The organism is Shouchella patagoniensis (assembly GCF_002019705.1).
In the GTDB taxonomy this organism is placed as follows: domain Bacteria; phylum Bacillota; class Bacilli; order Bacillales; family Bacillaceae_D; genus Shouchella; species Shouchella patagoniensis.
In genome coordinates, this window is the sequence record NZ_KV917377.1 from 3,430,180 (window position 1) to 3,448,076 (window position 17,897).

Below are 17,897 nucleotides of genomic sequence, written 5' to 3' on the forward strand. Positions count from 1 at the left end.
GGTAAGGGACAGTCAAAACGTTTGAAGGGGAGAGCCTTTTCGTGAAAAAACTGATGAACGATCCTAATCACATGGTAAACCAATTTTTAGAAGGTTTAATTGCCGCACATCCGAATTTAATTGAACGTGTGGAAGGTGCGAATATCATTGTTCGAAAAAACATGACGAAAAATAAAGTTGGCCTTGTTAGTGGTGGAGGAAGCGGACACGAACCGGCACATGCTGGGTATGTCGGTGAAGGGATGCTTGATGCAGCTGTTGCGGGTGAAGTATTTACATCCCCAGGAGCTGATCAATTTTTAACAGCCATTCAAGCAGCTAATCAAGGAAAAGGCGTCGTATTACTTATTAAAAATTACAACGGTGACGTAATGAATGCTGAAATGGCACAAGAAATGGCTGATGCGGAAGGAATAGCGGTAGAAATTGTAATTATAAATGATGATGTTTCAGTGGCTAATCCTGACCAGCGTCGAGGGATTGCGGGTACTGTACTTGTTCATAAAATTGCCGGTGCTGCGGCGGAAGCAGGTTCTTCTTTAACAAACGTTAAAGCGATAGCTGAAAAGGCGGTTAAGAGGATTCGAAGCATGAGTGTGGCGTTATCTTCTTGTACACTTCCGGTAGCGGGAAAAACGAGTTTTCAACTAAATGAAAATGAAATGGAAGTTGGCATTGGGATCCATGGCGAACAAGGGATGCACCGTCGTGACGTCATGACGTCGGCTGAAACGGCAGATTTGTTGCTTGGGCATCTATTAAAAGAAGTGGACGGGAAGGCACCGCTGCTTGTGCTTGTAAATGGCATGGGTAGCACGCCATTACTAGAGCAATATGTTTTTGCAGGAGATGTGAAGCGACTCCTTGATGAACAAGGCCGTACAATGAGAACGATGCTTGTAGGCGATTATATGACAAGCCTTGATATGGCTGGTATTTCTTTAACACTGCTCGCGCTTGATGAGGAACTAGAAGGCTATATTGCGTCAAAAGCAACGACCATTCAATGGATGGAAGGTGGTTCCAATGAATAAAGAACAGCTAGACTCTTGGATGAAAAAAACGTATCAATTGATTCATGAACATAAAGAAGAATTATCGGAACTTGACCAAGTGGTTGGAGATGGGGACCACGGAGTGAATATGGATCGAGGGTTTAAAGCGGTCGTCGACGGATTAGCTGAATGGGGAGAGGAGTCGGTATCAGCAACACTGCAAAAAATCGGTACGACTCTTGTCTCTAAAGTCGGCGGCGCTTCTGGGCCTTTATTCGGTACGGCATTTATGCGTATGAGCATCGCCTTTAAGGAAGACGATCATGCGTGGAGAGATGGATTAGAGAAAGCGACAGATGGCATTGCAAAACGAGGGAAGGCATCTCCTGGTGATGGAACGCTGCTCGATGTATTTGATCCAGTTGCTAAAAGTGTGGCAGAACACGGAGTTGACTGGTCGGAGATGGAGACTGTTGCCAAGCAGGGGATGGAGCAAACGAAGGAGTTTGTTGTAAAGCGTGGACGTGGCGCTTTGTTAGAAGAGCGTTCTGTAGGACATCTTGATCCAGGTGCGGTGTCGAGTTATTACTTGTTTCACGCATTAGCGATTGTTATGAAAGGAGCTGAAACGTAATGGCAAATGTTGCCATTGTTGTTTTGTCCCATGTTGAAGAACTAGCAGAAGGAGCCGCACGCTTATTCCGACAAGCAAATTCAGAAGTAGATGTTTATGCGAGTGGCGGTCTTGGGGATGGAGAAATTGGCACGAGCATTGATCGAATTCACACAGTGCTTGAGGAAATTCCAGAAGAACAAGAAATTCTTATTTTTTATGATATTGGCAGTGCAAAAATGAATGCAGAAATGGTGGTTGAAATGTTTCCGAATTACTCGATTGCTATTTCTGACGCGCCGCTAATCGAAGCAGGTTATGTTGCAACAATTAGTGCTGGGCTTGGTCTCTCGCTGGAAGAAGTCAAAGAGAAGGCCGAAGGTGGATATAAAAAAGACCGATAATCGCAACATAGAACATGAGCTACTTTAGCTCATGTTCTTTTTGATGACATCGGAAAAAACTTCTGTAACATGATGAATACATGGAACAAGGAGGAACGAGTGATGGTTAGCATTCGCGATATTGCCAAATAAGCAGGTGTTTCAGTGACATCTGTTTCATACGCACTTATGATTGAGCATTAGCAAAGCATGAGGCAGAAAAAACATATATCGTTACTGGTAGGGTAGCCATAAAAACTTTGATAGCCCAGAAAGATTAAAAAGTGCACTAGCCTAGTTCTTTTTTAAATTGAAATGAAAATGACACACGCCTTCTCTTAGGACATATTGGTCATGCTCAACATCAAATTGAGGGTTGTATCCTTTGGCAATGGAAGGGTCAATCATCTCACAATATAGAATGCCGTACTCATGCATATCGTCTTTTGCCCATTGCTCACCAAATGGGCATCTCGTAAACGTTTGTTCAATTCGTTCTGGAAAATGAATCGTTTCAAATTCAAATAACTCACTACGTCCCATGTCATAATTGGAAAGGTAATGTTCAATCGTATTTTCATAACCTAAGTGAGCGGCTCGCTCTGCAATTCCTTTACCACGTGATTCCCCAAATGTCCGAACTCCTTCACGGACTGCATTTTTTCCTGCGTCACCGTAGCGATCAACAATTTGTTTTGTCACACGAGCAAACAATTGGGCCATCCATGGATAAATGTCTGGTTTTGTTTCTTCAAATTCTTCCACGTGAAAATTTTTTGGGAGAAAGTCGTGCAAAATATGCTGCTCTTCCCCTTCGGCGCTTGCCTTAGAAGCAATGAGGTATGTGCGCTCGTAACCAAACTCTTGCACACCTGCCGCAAAAAAGGGCAGTGCTTTCTCACCGAGAGAACGAACAACAGAATGGTGGACATGTGTTAATAACCGAGCTGTTATTTGGTACATAGATAAATGAGGGAGAGGTTGGGTGGCACACATAATCTGTCCTCCTAAGACGAATAATTGATTTGTTTAAGTGTAACGGTAGTTATTTCGATTGGTCAAGGAGTGAACCAAGAAAGAGCCGATCGCTCATAAGTAACATTTTTAGTGTTTTTGGAAAAATGAACCTTTTTGCTCCAATTAGCAGTATAGTTTGAGTATGCTTTGATAGCTTTTTGTTATAAAATCAGTTGAATGTTTTTTATGAAAAGGAGTATGTAAAAGAATGAAAGAAAACTCAAATCGGGGAATTTTAATTGCTATTTTAATCTGCTTAATCTTAATTGTGTTTGGAAATAATTCTTCAATGTACGAATACCCTGACTTTCCTCACCAAATTGAAACGTATTCCAACGACGATCAGGTTATTCCATTCGGAGAGGATAAAATTATTATTCATGAGTCTTGGGGAGAAGTGACTGTTTTAGAATGGAATGAAGAGAATAAGACGTTTGAAATGGTAGAGACTTTTAATTATCTTGAGGAATAGCATGTGTATCTAGTGGAAGATATACGATTAAATGACAAGAAAGCGAAAGCCATTTGACTTCCGCTCTTTATTTGTATTCATTCAGATCGAAATAAACGGTACTAAAGATCCAGTTTTTGAATGTACGGTAATTGGCTTCACTTAAAAGCTTCGGGTAAGACATAAGTACAAGTGGAACCGGGTTGAGCCCTTGTGCAAGAGGTGGCTGTGTATAGCCATAGTCGCTTAAGAAAAAGCCGTTTCGTTCATAAAATGCGGCTCTTCTTTTTTCAACTTCACCTTCTAATGGTTCAATTTCTATTACGATTGGTTTGTCTGTCTGTACAATAAGTGCTTGTACGAGTTTGGAACCAAGCCCTCTGTTCCTGAATTTCCTATTTACTGCAAAATGTTCAAGGAATCCGAAGTCAGGAGTTTCCCATACAGCTAAGAACCCCGCCATCTCGCCATTAATCTCATGTATAAAAACGTTGTAGTCTTCACGTAAAAGCAAGGACAGTTGTTTTTGTCGCGGACGTCGTTCGTCGACAGGGAAACTATCTTCCATTAATTGATAGAAGGGGAGGTATTGATTTTCTACTAATTTTTTTAACATCTGCATCACCACTCCTTACTATAGTGGTTTAGTAACGATTTGAAAAGATGGTTAGAAACAGACTTGCGTGTACGGTTTTTATTCGTTAAAGGTCGTTTACAAGGATTTAAAAAAAGACTGCCCTTATTATTGAGTTTCTTAGAAGGTAGTTCAATAAAGAAAGAGTATTTGAGTGGTATGTTGATCATGATCATTCGAGGTGGTACGTAATATACATTAAGAACAAGTAAAAAAGCCGTCTGCACGGCTTTTTTACTGTTTAATCGGAAGCTGGCTTCTTTAAAAGGGGTAGAAGCGCCTCCAGTTCATCAACGACCAGTTTCCGTTCTTGGGGAGAGAGAGAACTTACGTATTCACGAAGTCCCTGCCAATCATTTGCTCGTTTACGTTCGTAAATTTGATTTGTAACGCAAATGACTTTTTCCCTTCGTACTTCAACGTGTGGATCGTAAAAGACGCGTCGTACCCGGCTTTTATTTTTCATTCGACCACCACCCCTTTTACTAGGTTGGCCATTTTATCATTTGGTATACCATAATGAATCAAGCAAGATTAAACAACTTTATCCTCTACAATAGCTAAGTAACATGAGCAAGACGAAAATGATGATTATAGTGAACGCTTGTGTGAAGCAGCCACCATGAAGCAAGCTGTCTAATCTACCAGTCTTTGCTTTATTTGTTGATTCACCAACCGTTTCTCTTGTTCTTGAATCGAGATCGTGATGGTTTAGGTGTCTTTCTTTCCGTTTATCAATAAAGATACCTCCATTGCATGATGTTTAGTAGGATGATCTTCTAATAGAGATGATACATGACGCAACGAAAGTAAGTGCGAGTGTTTTTAAGTGATGGAATCTCCAATGGTAACAAAGTCTAATTTAGCTTGTCCAGAACCTCGAATGTCTCAAAGAGGTAGCTAGGTTTTAATGACGATTATGGTTTACGAATAATATGCTATAGTTTACTTTTGGGATATGACAGTGGAATTACTTGGGAGCAGAGCTTCGGTGTAGTGCGAGCAATGATGGAAGAAGGAAACACCTTGAAGGTTTGTTTATTGTTGTATGTAGTGAAGTCTTTAAAAGGAGAAGCCTTGGTTTAACGATGATATTCTCGACTCTATTCATTTGTGAAACGACCATTGACTGCTAGTCCGTTTTTTAATGGTGCTCATTTGAGCACTTTTTTTATGTTTATAATGTTCAATAATGTTTATTTATGTTCGTTTATATGCCATAATACAAGCATAGAGGAGTGATGAACGTGTTATCACAAGAACGGCATGAACGATTATTAGCTTATTTAAATGAACATAAAACAGTACGTGTCAAAGAAGCAAGCGAGTTGCTTAGTGTAACTGAAAAAACAATCCGTCTTGATTTCGAAGCGCTTGAAGGGCGAAAACTACTACGCCGTGTGCATGGTGGAGCGATATTAGAGAATGAGGCGACAAGTTTGTTTCCAATAGAAACGAGGCAGCAAAGTCATGGGGATAAAAAGCAGGAAATTGCCCAAAAGGCATTAAGCTTAATCGATAAAAATGAAATTATTTTGTTGGATGGAGGGAGTACGACACTGGCGCTTGCTAAAGAGCTGGGTTCCTTTCCTGTATCGGTTTTAACGAATGATTTACAGATTGCGTTTGAGTTGTACCCGAAAGAGAAAATTCAGCTCGTTATGTTAGGCGGTACGCGAATTGGTGATTCATCTGCCTTATACAGTAGGGAGACAACGAAAATGCTTTCTTCCATGTTCGTAAAAAAATTATTTTTGGGGGCGACTGGTGTATCACTTACACATGGACTTTCTGTCTTGCAAAGTTATCATGTGGAATGGAAACAAGAAGCGATCGCAAGCGCGGAAGAAACGGTGTTGCTTGCTGATTCAACGAAGTTCGGACAAGTTGGTTTAATGCCTTTTGCGCAATTGGAAGATGTTCAATATATTGTTTCTGATGATGGAGTTGCTTCTGAATATGTGAACGCATTTGATCAGAAAAAAATTGCAATAATTTAGAGTAATGATTGCTAAATAAGAAGACTGGTGCTACAATCAAACGTAATCGAACGTAAAAGAACAATAATGAACTTTGGAGGTAGGATAGTGGAAGCAGAGCTTTTTTCTTTACGAGGAAAAACAGCCCTTGTTACAGGAGCAAGCAGAGGGCTGGGGCAAGGGATGGCCGTCGGCTTGGCGCAAGCAGGAGCAACCGTCATAGGGGCTGGTGTTAGTGAAATGGAGGAAACAAAGCAACTGATTGAAGGAATAAATGGAGAGTTTTTTCATTTCAAGGCAGATTTAGCGGTTGACGGAGGGGCGAAAGAACTAGCAAAAACCGTTCTAGCAAACTTTGAAAACGTTGACATTTTGGTCAATAATGCAGGAATTATTAAACGTCAGGAAGCGGAACAATTTAGTGATGAAAGCTTTCGCGAGGTGCTTCAAGTGAACCTCGATTCGCTATTTGCTTTATCTCGCCAAATTGGAAATCATATGCTTGAACGTGGCAGCGGCTCGATTATTAATATTGCGTCCATGCTATCTTTTCAAGGTGGTTTACGAGTTCCAGCGTATACGGCGAGCAAACATGCCGTCGCTGGTCTGACAAAAGCTCTAGGCAATGAGTGGGGTGCAAGAGGTGTGAGAGTGAATGCCATTGCGCCAGGTTATATGGAAACGGATAATACTGAAGGAATTCGAAACGATGAAGATCGTTTTGCCTATATTAGTTCGCGAATTCCAATGGGCAAATGGGGAACACCTGAAGACTTGGCGGGACCAGTCGTCTTTTTAGCATCGGAAGCTTCTCGTTATGTGAATGGCCATGTGCTATGTGTTGATGGCGGTTGGATGAGTTCATAAATTAAAGGAGGAAAAAGAAAATTGGATATTCGATATGAAGTGAACCCAGAGGACGGAAAGCGTTATACAACGGAAGAATTGCGAAAAGCATTCCTAATTGAGTCATTATTTCAGAATGGTGAAATTTCGTTCTGCTACTCACACTATGATCGCCTCGTTATTGGCGGAGCTGTGCCAACAACAAATGCATTAAAACTTGATACTGGTGATGTGTTAAGAACAGAATTTTTCTTAGAACGCCGTGAGATTGCGATTATTAATATTGGTGGTCAAGGTACGGTTACAGTTAACGGAGAAACGTATACGATGCAAAAACGTGATTGTTTGTATGTAGGAAAAGGGAATGAGAATGTGTTGTTTGAATCCACTAATGCAAATGAACCAGCACGCTATTATCTCGTATCTTCTACAGCGCATAAGGAGTATCCGACTCGATTGTTGCCAATAGCCGATGCAGAACCAAACCGTCTTGGCTCTGATGCTGAATCAAACAATCGGACGATCTATAAGTATGTGCATGAGGATGGCATTCAAAGCTGCCAGTTAATGGTAGGAATGACGTTGCTTGAACCAAACAATATGTGGAATACGATGCCTGCTCATGTTCATGACCGTCGGATGGAAGCGTATTTATATTTTGACATGGAACCAAAGTCCCGTGTATTTCATTTCATGGGTCAGCCAAATGAAACGCGTCACCTCATTGTTGGGAATGAGCAGGCTATCATTTCACCACCTTGGTCGATTCATTCGGGTGTTGGTACAAGCAATTATACGTTCATTTGGGCAATGGCAGGAGAAAACTATACATTTAAAGATATGGACTTTGTCCCAATGGAAGACTTGAAGTAGCAAGCGGTTTGAACATAAATCATTTAAAACAAGGACTGAGTGGATACAGTCCTTGTTTTGATGGTGCGTTTGATACTAGGTAAGTGATAGGTTTGATAAACGTCAATAACTTTATTTCCCGGATCTAATTGTCCAATTCAGCACAAGTTTTGTGTTTCATGTTGTCGTTTGTAAGAACAACTAAGAAATGAATGATTCTGTCAAAACCTCTGTGTAAGATGGCGGTTTTTAAACGTCCCTTTTATGTAGATTCAGAGAATCTTTTTATTGAAGCGCTTTCAAAATAGAGGTGACAATAATTAGAATAAGATGCTATGATTTGTAAAACGAAACTAGGATAGAACGTCAGCCCATGCCTTATTATTAAAAGTTTAAGAGTCTACCAAAACACAAGAATTATTTACATCGGTGTATGAGTCAACAGAGGAATTTTTAAAGAGATGGTGAATGTAATCAAGTAGAAATGCCAACAAAGGAGATGAAAAAATGATTTCAACTGGATATACGTTTATTTCAAATCAATTTATGCTGCATTCAAAAACGGCAGAAAGACTTTATCACGAATTTGCGAAAGACATGCCAATAATTGATTACCATTGTCATGTATCGCCTCAAGAAATTGCCACTAATCGAAGCTATGAGAATTTAACGGAACTATGGCTCCATGGAGACCATTATAAATGGCGGGCAATGCGAACGATGGGGATTAGTGAAGAGTATATTACTGGCGGAAAAACAGATAAGGAAAAATATATGAAATGGGCAGAAGTGGTGCCATACACGATGGGTAATCCTTTGTACCATTGGACGCACCTTGAGTTGAAGCGCTATTTTCAGATTGATGATTTGTTGAATCCGAAAACGGCTGAAGGTATTTGGGAGAAGACAAGGGAACAGTTGAAATCAAAGGAATTACGGACTCAAGGAATTATTAGTCAATCGAATGTGGAAGTGATCTGTACGACGGATGATCCGATCGATTCCCTTGAAGCACACGAGACAATTGCAAATGATGACTCCTTTGCAACAAACGTATACCCTGCTTTTAGACCAGATAAATCTTTGTTTGTGCGTTCACCTCAGTATCCGAGTTACATCGAACAGCTTGCAGAAGCAGCTGGAACAACGATTTATACGTGCAATGATTTAGTAGAGGCACTTAAAAATCGAGCAGCGTATTTTCATGCAAGAGGCTGTCGCTTATCAGACCACGGATTGGAAACATTGCCATTTTCAAGCTGCAAGGAGAGCGAAGCTGAAGCAATTTTTGCAAAAGCGCGTATCGGTGAAGAGCTTACTATAGAAGAAGAACGCCAATTCCAAACGTATGTGCTGTTATCTCTTGGAAGAGTGTATCACTCCTTGGGTTGGACGATGCAGTTTCACCTTGGAGCGCTACGTAACAATAATCTCCGGATGTTAGATCGCCTTGGGCCGGATACAGGGTTTGATTCAATTGGTGATTTTCCTATTGCGCGTGAATTAAACCAATTTCTAAATGAGCTTGACCGTAATAATGAGCTCCCAAAAACAATTTTATATACGCTAAATCCAATCTACAATGATGTGATCGCATCGGCAATAGGTAATTTTCAATCAAGTGATGCTGTCGGTAAGATTCAATTTGGTTCTGGCTGGTGGTACAACGATCAAAAGGATGGAATGGAAAAGCAAATGAAGGATTTAGCGAATATCGGACTGCTTAGCACTTTTGTAGGTATGCTTACCGATTCGCGTAGCTTTCTCTCGTATACAAGGCATGAGTATTTCCGACGTATTCTTTGCAATTTAATTGGAAGTTGGGTGGAAGCAGGTGAATTGCCGCCAGATGAAGAATGGCTTGGTAAACTCGTACAAAACATTTGCTATCACAATGCGAAACATTATTTTCAATTGTAAAGGAGGTTTCGTGTGAAAAAAGTTGTTTTGCTTGGTGGATCAGGTACTATTGGTTCCGTTTTAGCTAGGGGACTTAAAGAGCATTATCATGTTGTAATAATGGATATGATTGAACCTTCTTGGAATGGAGATTTTATTCAGGTGGATGCAACAAATTATGAAGATCTGCTTGAAAAGACGCCCGGGGATACAGATGTCATCATCAACTTGCTGCGAACGGATACGACAAAAGGCATTGAAGATAAAGAATGCTTTGATAAGCTCACAAGTGTCTTCTTTCAAGCAAGTTATTATATATTGCTTGTCGCTCGGGAGAAAGGCATTCGTCGTGTTGTTTATGCAAGTAGTAATCATGTGACAGACGCGTACGAAAAAGACGGTTTCTCGCTATTAGGTCGAGAAATTACAGTTGAAGATGTACCGAAATCAAAGGGGCTTTACGGAGTTTTGAAATTTGCATCTGAACAGCTTGGTGCCTTGTTTGCTGAAGAAGGAAGTGTGTCGGTTATTAATTTAAGGATTGCTTCTGTTCCACCACTGGAAAAGCGAGTTCTAAATAATGAGCGACTAAAAAGGACGCTATTGAAAGACGAGGATGCTGTACATCTCGTACGGGGAGCAATTGAAACAGACAAAGCATTTGGTACGTATTACGGGGTATCTGATTGGCCGAATAAGCCGTGGAGTACATTGAATGCCTATGAAGATCTTGGGTTTCAGGCAAAGCGTTAACCAAATGTAAAGAAGCCTGACAATAGTCAGGCTTCAGATTGAAGACAAACGCTTGCATACAATGTGGCTCACCTAGGTCATATGCTAATGAACCTACGTTATATCTACATCTTAGCACCTAGTCTGACAAGTGTTTTCTTTTCAGCCTGGGTCGATTATCGACTTTGTCGACCCTCAGGCCTGATAGTAGTCAGGCTTCTTTTTTTTTAACGCAACCGTGTCGGCCATGAACCAGCCCAGGCGTAGCCATAACGCCGTTCTTGTTCAACATTCATAATATCGTGATGAATGATACCATCTCTTCCAGAGAAGATTGGGCGATTTGTTCCAATCTCGTAAAAGCGATACCATGTTTCTGCACCCTGATCAGAAAAGAAATGGGGTTCAATGCGACGTTCATAGCGCGTATTTGGGACGCGCGCATCTTCCATCCAGGCCCTTGCGGAGGCAACTGCATCTTGAACGGCAGCCGATTGGTTTGGTTGATCTTCTAGCCATTGGACAATTCCGACGGACTCATCGGTCGCAATGGATGGGTGTTCGTAAATTCTGCCTTGCTGCGGGGCAAGTGTAACAGGGTCGTGTTGTTGTCCCCAAGCTGTTTTCGTTCCATTTGCATCAATCTGTGAGTCTAAAATAAAACCAAGACCGTCGTCAATAGAATCTTCAATAGCTGAAGCAAGGTTCTCATCAATTAAATCACCATGAAAGGGTTGAATACCTTCTTTCGCATCTTCTAATAATCGCAAAACGTTAATCATGGCATGATCATTAAATGTCACATAATTTGAATACCAGACGGAACTGGAAGGATCAGAGCCTCGCTGTGGATAGACTTGACGAAAACCGCCGCTCGGATATTGCAATTTAAAGAGGAAATCAATTCCACTGTAAACACTCTCTTTATAGCGTAGGTCGCCAGTTTCTTGATAAGCTTCTGCAACAACAAGAATTTCAGAGACAGTGGCATCGTTATCAATTGTGCCAAGCTCTTGGCCATTGGAAGTCCAGACGGACCTTGATTCATTCCCATTCCAATCGCGCGTATAAATCTCTGGCATATCTTTTGTCCACCCCCCATGCTCCATTTGCCAAGTGAGTAGGTGATCAGCCTCTGTAACGACAGATGCCTTTGCAGTTTGTTCAGTAGGAGATAAGACAAATAAACTAGACGCAACAAGCAGTGTGGCGAACGATGGTAAGAAGTGAAGCGCTTTCATTTTTACGGCCTCCTTTGAATGGAATGTGTTTAGTTTACCAAACAAAAAGTAACCATTTTTGTCTTCATTGCTTTGTTATGTTGCCATTTTTGCGCTATTGCTTGTTACGGTATTGAGTAGGAGATAAATCAAGGATACGCTTAAAGACGCGATGAAAGTGAGCAGACGATTGGAAACCAACTCTTCTTGCGAGTTGAAAAATGGGTTCATTTGTTCGAACCAATCGCTTACAAGCTTGTGAGATGCGAACTTCTTGAATATGTTCTGTCAAACCTTGGCCAGTCACTTGTTTAAATATACGACTTGTATAAGCCGGGCTTAGATGAACAACGGAAGCGAGCGTGGTTAAGTCCAGTGCTTCATCAAAATGATGCTCAATGTATGCAATTAAATGAGCAACGATTTCGGAAGGTCCAGAGAAAACCGCAGAGTTCTTGGTTTGAACCGCTTTAAGAGTGTGGTATTGCCGATGTGCTTCAAGCAACAATTGGCATAAGAGCACTTGTTGATATAGTAAGCTTTCTTGTGAAACAGGGCGATTGTACTCGTTAAAAAGTTGGTTGAACAAGTCGTGAATTTGCTGTTGCTGATGAACTGGAATTTCTAGCAGGCAAAACGCATTTGCAAATAGCGGCTTTATCAGTTCAAGCCATTCTTTCGGTAGAGACGTAAGATGAGCATTAACAACAAATCGAGCATGACCCGGACGAGAGGTGGGTCCCATTTTATGAATGAGATGAGGTGAAAGGATTAACAGGGTGTGTTGTTTAAGCGGGATAGCTTGACCATTGCAATAAAACACCCGCTCTCCTTCAGCAAGCCAGTGGAGTTCAATATCACTATGGAGGTGATAGTGACTCATCCCATAAGGAGGAGAACATCGTTTGAGATAATCAACATAAATCGCTTGTTTTCGAATGGAACAGGTTAGTCTTTGCATAGATAAGCTCCTTTCAAGAGGAAGAGTCACAGAACTTATATGATCCACTTTATCAGAAAATTGAGCGTTTTCAATAGATGGGAGGAGAAACGAATGCGCAGTCTTTGGATGAAGTTGCTTGTATATGGAGGGTTGATTGGTACAATTCCGGTTATCATTGTTGGTTTATTCGCTTATTTCCAGTCAACGAACCACGCTGAGCAGCGAGTTGCTAATGAGAAGATGGAATTAATGCGACAAGTCAAAGCCAATATTGAACAAGTACTGACAACTGTGCACCATTCTCTAAATAATACGATTGAATCACCAACTATGGCCGAAGCCATTCGCAAGCCTTTACTTGGCAACGATTTTCAATTGTATCGCAACTTACGTCGAGAACTAAGCAGGCTTCAATCATTTGATACAAAGGTCGAAGAGACGATCGTTTTAAACAATGAACAAAACTGGATTGTTACAAATCAAGGAATTAGTAGACTTGATGCTCATCCCGATGAGGATCGATACATATCGTTTTTTGAGCTTCCTAATAATACAACATGGTTGCTGCTTGAAACCGAATCATTTGAAGAGGCGATTATTCGTCGCCATTGTCCATATACAATTAGTTTAGTGAAAAAATTGCCGACTAGGTTAAGCGATAAATATGGGTTAGCATTTGCGAATATTCCAATGTGTAGTATAAAAGAAATGATTCTTAGTGATGAAATTTCTGATGAGTTAATGATTTTAGATGAAAAGAATCAAATTATTGTTCATTCTGATGAGGAAGTGGTAGGAAAATCATTTGTAGACTTAGGGTTTTCAGAGCCTGCTTGGACTAATGAAGCTGCTGGACAAACAACGGTTGATCTTGATAATGAGTCGTATGCACTCACTTACACGACCTCTAATCTGAATGGATGGAAATATGTATCACTCACATCAATGAATGAATTAATGAGCGAATCGAGGAGCATAGGTTGGTTCACTTTTTATATGGTACTCTCTATGATTGTATTAACGACATTTGTTGTCTGGGTTTATTCACGCAAACTCTATTCACCCGTTAGAAAGCTTGTCGCCGCGATACATCAGAAGGGAACTGGTGATGAAAAAAAGCAAAAGCGGACTGAGTTTCAAGTGATTGAAGATCAACTTCATGATTTGTTTTCATCAAAAAAAATGCTGGAACAGGAATTGACGGTCCATACAAAACAATCTCTAATGCTCTTTTTAATGCGCGTCTATCAAGGGCGTTCATCTACTACTGATAGCCAAGAAAGGCTTCGACTTTATGGGTTGGATAAGCGTATAAACGGCTGGGGTATCATGAGCTTATTTGTTATCCATTTGGAGCACCCACGCCATGAGGAAGATCAAGAAGAACGAGAGCTTCGTGCTTTTGCGCTTAGGAATATCATTGATGATACGGTTCCCGAGGAAAATCGGTTGCCGGCTGTGTGGATCGATGATTTGCTTGTAGTCGTTGTAGGTTTAGATGAGTATACAGCAATTACTGATGCGGAAGCAGCTGTTTATCATTGGAGCGAGAATATAAAAGCGTATATGCAAGAGTATATGCAAACGTTAGTAAGTATCGGTATTAGTGAACCGTTTAAGGCATTTTCTAATTCGAATATCGCTTTTGCGCAAGGGACGGAAGCATTAACGCATCGTTTTAAGTTCAATGAAAATGTCATTATCTATTATCGGAGTATCCAAGCTAGAGAAAAAGTTGCTGTTTATCATCATCCCTCACAAACGGAAGAAGAATTGTTGCTGGCCATACGCTTAGCCGATCGAGAAAAGGCGGAAGAGTTGTTTGAAATATGGCTAAATGCTGTGATGGATAAAGGTCATACGGTAGGAGAGGTTCATGTTTCATTTATGCACTTAATTAGTCGTATGCTTCGGTTTTATCATGAAAGTGGTTGGACAAGATCAGATCATATGCACTTGTCAGAAGCAACCCTCTATCAAGAGTGCTTACATCTTCGTAGCCAGGATAAGATCAAAGATTGGTTTTCCGAACGGTTATTATATCCGTTATTAGCTATGTTCAAAGAAATTAGCGAATCTCAGTTTCAAGATTTATCTCAAAAAATGATTAACTATATTAAAGCAAATGATGACACAGCCATTACACTTGAACAGTGTGCAGCAGACTTACATTACAATGCAAATTATTTAAGTAGTGTATTTAAAAAAGGAACAGGAATGACATTTAGCGATTACGTGGCCGATCATCGCTTAAAAGAAGCAAAGAAATGGCTCCATGATACAGACATTCCTATTAAACAGATTGCCGAAAGATTAGGCTATAAAAACTCACAAAATTTTATCCGTTCTTTTAAAAAATCAACTGGTATGACGCCTGGACAATATAGACAAGAAAAAGGGATGGAGTAGCAACAAGTAGGTACAATTTGTATGGGGCTTCTCCTAAAGACAAGGGGGTTAGGTTGTTGACAAAGATAGGCGATGGGGCTACCTGAAACGAAAAAAAGAAAAATCATCAAATGACACTCGTTTTTAAAAGCTGGCTGACGGTTTCATTTTTGCGAGAAGCGACTTATAAAAAGCTGCTTTTTCTACTTATAACAAGGATAATCATTTCCTCAGGTCAAACTGAAAACAGCGCCAAATCAATGGTTTATGAGCAAATGATTATATAAGACATGAAATTTTAACGATATAGTTCAATCAATAGAGATAAACGGAGTGGGACAAAAAATTTTCAAAAATAAGGTGGGGACAAGGATGAAGAAATGGAAGCAGTGGCACAAAATAACTGCAATTGGTGTTGGGTTAGTTGCTTTAACAGGGTGTAATGGAAACGAAAACAATGAAAGCGCTTCCTCTAGTGGTGATGCGATAGATGATGGAAGCCCGGTGGAATTTTCAATTATGGCTAACCTGCATACAGCTGAAGTGCCAGATAAGAAAGTTCAAACTTTATTAGAAGAAGCAACAAATACGAAGCTCGATATTCAATGGGTGCCTGACAGCAACTATGAAGAACGTCTGAATACAGCATTTGCAACAGGTTCACTGCCTCAAGCTGTTTATATGAAGAACCAGACGACGTATGAACAATTTAAAGATGCCATTCGTGATGATCAATTCTGGGAGCTTGGACCTTATCTAGATGAATTTGAAAACTTGAAAAATTTAAAGCCAGAAGTCGTTGAAAATACAATGGTAGACGGAAAAATGTATGCCTTGTATCAGGGCAGACCGTTAGCACGTTCAGGACTGATTTATAGAAAAGACTGGGCTGACAATTTAGGCATAGATGCACCTACCAATGTAGAGGAATTTATGGAGATGGCGCGCGCGTTCACTGAAGATGATCCAGATGGAAACGGCAAGGATGACACATTTGGCTTAACGGATCGAAATGACCTTGTTTATGGTGCGTTTAAATCCGTTGCTTCTTGGTTCGGTACTCCAAATGGATGGGGAGAGCAAGATGGGGAGCTTCTTCCAGAATTTATGTTTGATGAATACATTGACACACTTGATTACTTAAAAGAGCTTCATGAAAACGGTTATATGAATCAAGACTTTCCGGTAACAAGCAAACCGGATCAACAAGCGCTTCTGAAAAACGGAACGGCGGGCATGTATGTTGGCTCGATGGGAGATGTTGTTTCTTTATACGCTGATGCGTCTCAAAACAATCCTGACCTTGAATTTGATGTGCACAACTATGTTGAAGGCCCTGATGGTGAATACAACATTTGGGCGATTCCAGGGTATGGGAACCTTGTTATTTTTCCTAAATCGTCTGTAGAAACAGAAGAAGAGTTAAAGGGGATTCTCTCTTTTTATAACCAAATGATGGAACCAGACAATGCGAATTTAATTTTCTGGGGAGTTGAAGGCGAACATTACGATGTAGAAGAGGATCAAGCTGTGGCGATTGAAGACACACAAAAAACAGACCGTGAAGTGAAGCCGTATCAGTCGATCGAGATCGGTGAAGCGGAAACAAACGGCCGTTATCTTGGTAAGAGTAATTATGAAGCAAAGACAAAAGCAGATGAACTGGAAATCGACAATGAATCATACCTTGTCCATGATCCTACAATTACACTTGATTCACCTACCATGCAAACCCATGGGGAACGCCTGCAACAAATTATTAATGATGCAACGTACCAATATATCTTAGGTCAGACAGATCTGGAAGGGTTTGAAAAAGCAATTGAGACATGGAAAACGCAAGGTGGAGAAGATGTAATAAACGAAATTAATGAATCCTACGAACAACAATAAATGTCGGATTTAAGTCAAGAGCAGAGCTTCGCTTTGCTCTTGCTACATACAAATGAAAAGAGAAAAGAGGTGTGGAATGGAGAGTCCATTGACAGTAGGAAAAAAACAGGTGCTGACAAAAGCAGAACGCCGCAATGAACTATGGAGAAAAATTAAGAAAAACAAATGGATCTATTTAATGATTGCTCCAGGGATTCTGTATTTCTTTGTTTATAAATACATTCCCATGTACGGACTTATCATTGCATTTCAAGATTATAAACCTTACTTAGGAATTACTGGAAGTGAGTGGGTTGGTTTTGACCATTTCCGACGCTTGTTTGCGGATCCTGATTTTTGGATGATTTTCCGGAATACGTTAGTCTTATTTGCGCTTCAAGTTTGTATTTCATTTCCTGTTCCTATTATTCTCGCACTCATGTTAAATGAATTGCGCAACCGAGCGTACCAACGAACAATTCAGACAGTCATCTACATTCCTCACTTTATGTCTTGGGTTGTTATCGTCTCGATCAGTTATGTGATGTTGACACTCGATGGAGGAATTATTAACAACATTTTGCGGTCGTTGCAATTTGATCAGATCAATTTCTTACTTAATCCAGATTGGTTCCGCCCAATGTATATCCTACAAATCATCTGGCGTGAAGCGGGTTGGGGTACAATCATTTTTCTTGCAGCTATTGTTGCGGTGGATCCTCAGCTGTACGAAGCTGCGAAAATCGATGGAGCAAACCGAATTCGTCAAATGTGGCATATTACGTTACCAGCAATTCGAAGCGTAATTATTGTGTTGCTTATTCTAAAAATTGGTGATGTGTTAGAGCTTGGTTTTGAGCATGTGTATTTGCTTTTAAATTCATCTAATAGAGAAGTAGCAGAAATCTTTGATACTTACGTATATACAGCTGGTTTAAGACAAGGACAGTTTAGTTACAGTACCGCAGTTGGATTCTTTAAAGGTATCGTTGGATTAATCCTTGTTGTCTTTGCCAACTGGCTAGCAAAAAAATACGGCGAAGAAGGCATTTATTAATGAAGGGAGGCGCTTA

The 17,897-nt window shown here is 40.4% G+C and carries 17 protein-coding genes; 12 read left to right on the plus strand and 5 right to left on the minus strand.

All coding sequences use genetic code 11. The features are described from left to right. The first annotated feature begins 41 nt into the window (after nt 1-41). From dhaK to dhaM, 3 genes are read left to right on the plus strand one after another with little or no spacing between them, the layout of a single operon-like run. Nucleotides 42-1,034, plus strand: coding sequence for a dihydroxyacetone kinase subunit DhaK (gene dhaK / locus BK584_RS17820; RefSeq protein ID WP_078393819.1), 993 nt, complete (start codon nt 42-44; stop codon nt 1,032-1,034). Continuing rightward, nucleotides 1,027-1,629 carry a dihydroxyacetone kinase subunit DhaL gene (gene dhaL / locus BK584_RS17825; RefSeq protein ID WP_078393820.1) on the plus strand — a complete coding sequence of 201 codons (603 nt, stop codon included), beginning with the start codon at nt 1,027-1,029 and terminating at the stop codon, nt 1,627-1,629. The genes dhaK and dhaL overlap by 8 nt, the downstream gene beginning before the upstream one ends. Then, a complete protein-coding gene (gene dhaM / locus BK584_RS17830; protein ID WP_078393821.1) occupies nt 1,629-2,012 on the plus strand; it encodes a dihydroxyacetone kinase phosphoryl donor subunit DhaM in 384 nt (127 codons plus the stop codon). The genes dhaL and dhaM overlap by 1 nt, the downstream gene beginning before the upstream one ends. Before the next feature lie 273 nt (nt 2,013-2,285). On the opposite strand, the gene BK584_RS17835 is transcribed toward dhaM, so the two are convergent. Then, entirely contained in the window at nt 2,286-2,987 is a 702-nt protein-coding gene (locus BK584_RS17835) for an L-2-amino-thiazoline-4-carboxylic acid hydrolase (protein ID WP_078393822.1), read from the minus strand. A gap of 229 nt (nt 2,988-3,216) precedes the next feature. On the opposite strand from BK584_RS17835, the gene BK584_RS17840 reads away from it, so the two are divergent. Then, nucleotides 3,217-3,480, plus strand: a complete 264-nt coding sequence (locus BK584_RS17840) for a hypothetical protein (protein ID WP_078393823.1) — start codon at nt 3,217-3,219, stop codon at nt 3,478-3,480. A 67-nt stretch (nt 3,481-3,547) separates the two neighbouring features. Here BK584_RS17840 and BK584_RS17845 read toward each other — a convergent pair whose 3' ends face one another. Both BK584_RS17845 and BK584_RS17850 read right to left on the minus strand, forming a co-directional pair. After that, a complete protein-coding gene (locus BK584_RS17845; protein WP_169871358.1) occupies nt 3,548-4,075 on the minus strand; it encodes a GNAT family N-acetyltransferase in 528 nt (175 codons plus the stop codon). A 259-nt stretch (nt 4,076-4,334) separates the two neighbouring features. Then, nucleotides 4,335-4,559 carry a hypothetical protein gene (locus tag BK584_RS17850; protein WP_078393825.1) on the minus strand — a complete coding sequence of 75 codons (225 nt, stop codon included), beginning with the start codon at nt 4,557-4,559 and terminating at the stop codon, nt 4,335-4,337. Nucleotides 4,560-5,340: 781 nt separating this feature from the next. Between BK584_RS17850 and BK584_RS17855 the strand changes: the two genes are divergently transcribed. The 5 genes from BK584_RS17855 (at nt 5,341) to BK584_RS17875 (ending at nt 10,422) form a co-directional block, all read left to right on the plus strand. After that, nucleotides 5,341-6,093: a DeoR/GlpR family DNA-binding transcription regulator gene (locus BK584_RS17855; RefSeq protein WP_078393826.1), complete on the plus strand. Its 753-nt coding sequence runs from the start codon at nt 5,341-5,343 to the stop codon at nt 6,091-6,093. 87 nt (nt 6,094-6,180) lie between these two features. Beyond that, nucleotides 6,181-6,939, plus strand: a complete 759-nt coding sequence (gene kduD, locus BK584_RS17860; RefSeq protein WP_437182746.1) for a 2-dehydro-3-deoxy-D-gluconate 5-dehydrogenase KduD — start codon at nt 6,181-6,183, stop codon at nt 6,937-6,939. 21 nt (nt 6,940-6,960) lie between these two features. Further along, complete coding sequence (gene kduI / locus BK584_RS17865) at nt 6,961-7,791, plus strand: 5-dehydro-4-deoxy-D-glucuronate isomerase (protein ID WP_078393828.1); 831 nt, start codon at nt 6,961-6,963, stop codon at nt 7,789-7,791. Nucleotides 7,792-8,277: 486 nt separating this feature from the next. Further along, nucleotides 8,278-9,690 carry a glucuronate isomerase gene (uxaC, locus tag BK584_RS17870; protein ID WP_078393829.1) on the plus strand — a complete coding sequence of 471 codons (1,413 nt, stop codon included), beginning with the start codon at nt 8,278-8,280 and terminating at the stop codon, nt 9,688-9,690. Between the two features lie 12 nt (nt 9,691-9,702). Next, entirely contained in the window at nt 9,703-10,422 is a 720-nt protein-coding gene (locus BK584_RS17875) for an NAD-dependent epimerase/dehydratase family protein (protein ID WP_078393830.1), read from the plus strand. A gap of 206 nt (nt 10,423-10,628) precedes the next feature. On the opposite strand, the gene pelA is transcribed toward BK584_RS17875, so the two are convergent. Beyond that, nucleotides 10,629-11,642, minus strand: a complete 1,014-nt coding sequence (gene pelA / locus BK584_RS17880) for a pectate lyase (RefSeq protein ID WP_078393831.1) — start codon at nt 11,640-11,642, stop codon at nt 10,629-10,631. A 94-nt stretch (nt 11,643-11,736) separates the two neighbouring features. Continuing rightward, entirely contained in the window at nt 11,737-12,582 is an 846-nt protein-coding gene (locus BK584_RS17885; protein ID WP_078393832.1) for an AraC family transcriptional regulator, read from the minus strand. 93 nt (nt 12,583-12,675) lie between these two features. On the opposite strand from BK584_RS17885, the gene BK584_RS17890 reads away from it, so the two are divergent. The 3 genes from BK584_RS17890 (at nt 12,676) to BK584_RS17900 (ending at nt 17,881) form a co-directional block, all read left to right on the plus strand. Further along, complete coding sequence (locus BK584_RS17890) at nt 12,676-14,973, plus strand: helix-turn-helix domain-containing protein (RefSeq protein ID WP_078393833.1); 2,298 nt, start codon at nt 12,676-12,678, stop codon at nt 14,971-14,973. Nucleotides 14,974-15,324: 351 nt separating this feature from the next. Next, a complete protein-coding gene (locus BK584_RS17895; RefSeq protein WP_078393834.1) occupies nt 15,325-16,845 on the plus strand; it encodes an extracellular solute-binding protein in 1,521 nt (506 codons plus the stop codon). A 76-nt stretch (nt 16,846-16,921) separates the two neighbouring features. Beyond that, a complete protein-coding gene (locus BK584_RS17900) occupies nt 16,922-17,881 on the plus strand; it encodes an ABC transporter permease (RefSeq protein WP_078393835.1) in 960 nt (319 codons plus the stop codon). Nucleotides 17,882-17,897: the final 16 nt, after the last annotated feature.

What these genes read in the sequence shown, in the direction of transcription:
- dhaL (WP_078393820.1), top strand. Translation starts at nt 1,027, where the DNA reads ATGAATAAAGAACAGCTAGACTCTTGGATGAAAAAAACGTATCAATTG.
- dhaM (WP_078393821.1), top strand. Translation starts at nt 1,629, where the DNA reads ATGGCAAATGTTGCCATTGTTGTTTTGTCCCATGTTGAAGAACTAGCA.
- BK584_RS17835 (WP_078393822.1), bottom strand. Translation starts at nt 2,987, where the DNA reads ATGTGTGCCACCCAACCTCTCCCTCATTTATCTATGTACCAAATAACA.
- BK584_RS17840 (WP_078393823.1), top strand. Translation starts at nt 3,217, where the DNA reads ATGAAAGAAAACTCAAATCGGGGAATTTTAATTGCTATTTTAATCTGC.
- BK584_RS17845 (WP_169871358.1), bottom strand. Translation starts at nt 4,075, where the DNA reads ATGTTAAAAAAATTAGTAGAAAATCAATACCTCCCCTTCTATCAATTA.
- BK584_RS17850 (WP_078393825.1), bottom strand. Translation starts at nt 4,559, where the DNA reads ATGAAAAATAAAAGCCGGGTACGACGCGTCTTTTACGATCCACACGTT.
- uxaC (WP_078393829.1), top strand. Translation starts at nt 8,278, where the DNA reads ATGATTTCAACTGGATATACGTTTATTTCAAATCAATTTATGCTGCAT.
- pelA (WP_078393831.1), bottom strand. Translation starts at nt 11,642, where the DNA reads ATGAAAGCGCTTCACTTCTTACCATCGTTCGCCACACTGCTTGTTGCG.
- BK584_RS17885 (WP_078393832.1), bottom strand. Translation starts at nt 12,582, where the DNA reads ATGCAAAGACTAACCTGTTCCATTCGAAAACAAGCGATTTATGTTGAT.
- BK584_RS17890 (WP_078393833.1), top strand. Translation starts at nt 12,676, where the DNA reads ATGCGCAGTCTTTGGATGAAGTTGCTTGTATATGGAGGGTTGATTGGT.
- BK584_RS17895 (WP_078393834.1), top strand. Translation starts at nt 15,325, where the DNA reads ATGAAGAAATGGAAGCAGTGGCACAAAATAACTGCAATTGGTGTTGGG.
- BK584_RS17900 (WP_078393835.1), top strand. Translation starts at nt 16,922, where the DNA reads ATGGAGAGTCCATTGACAGTAGGAAAAAAACAGGTGCTGACAAAAGCA.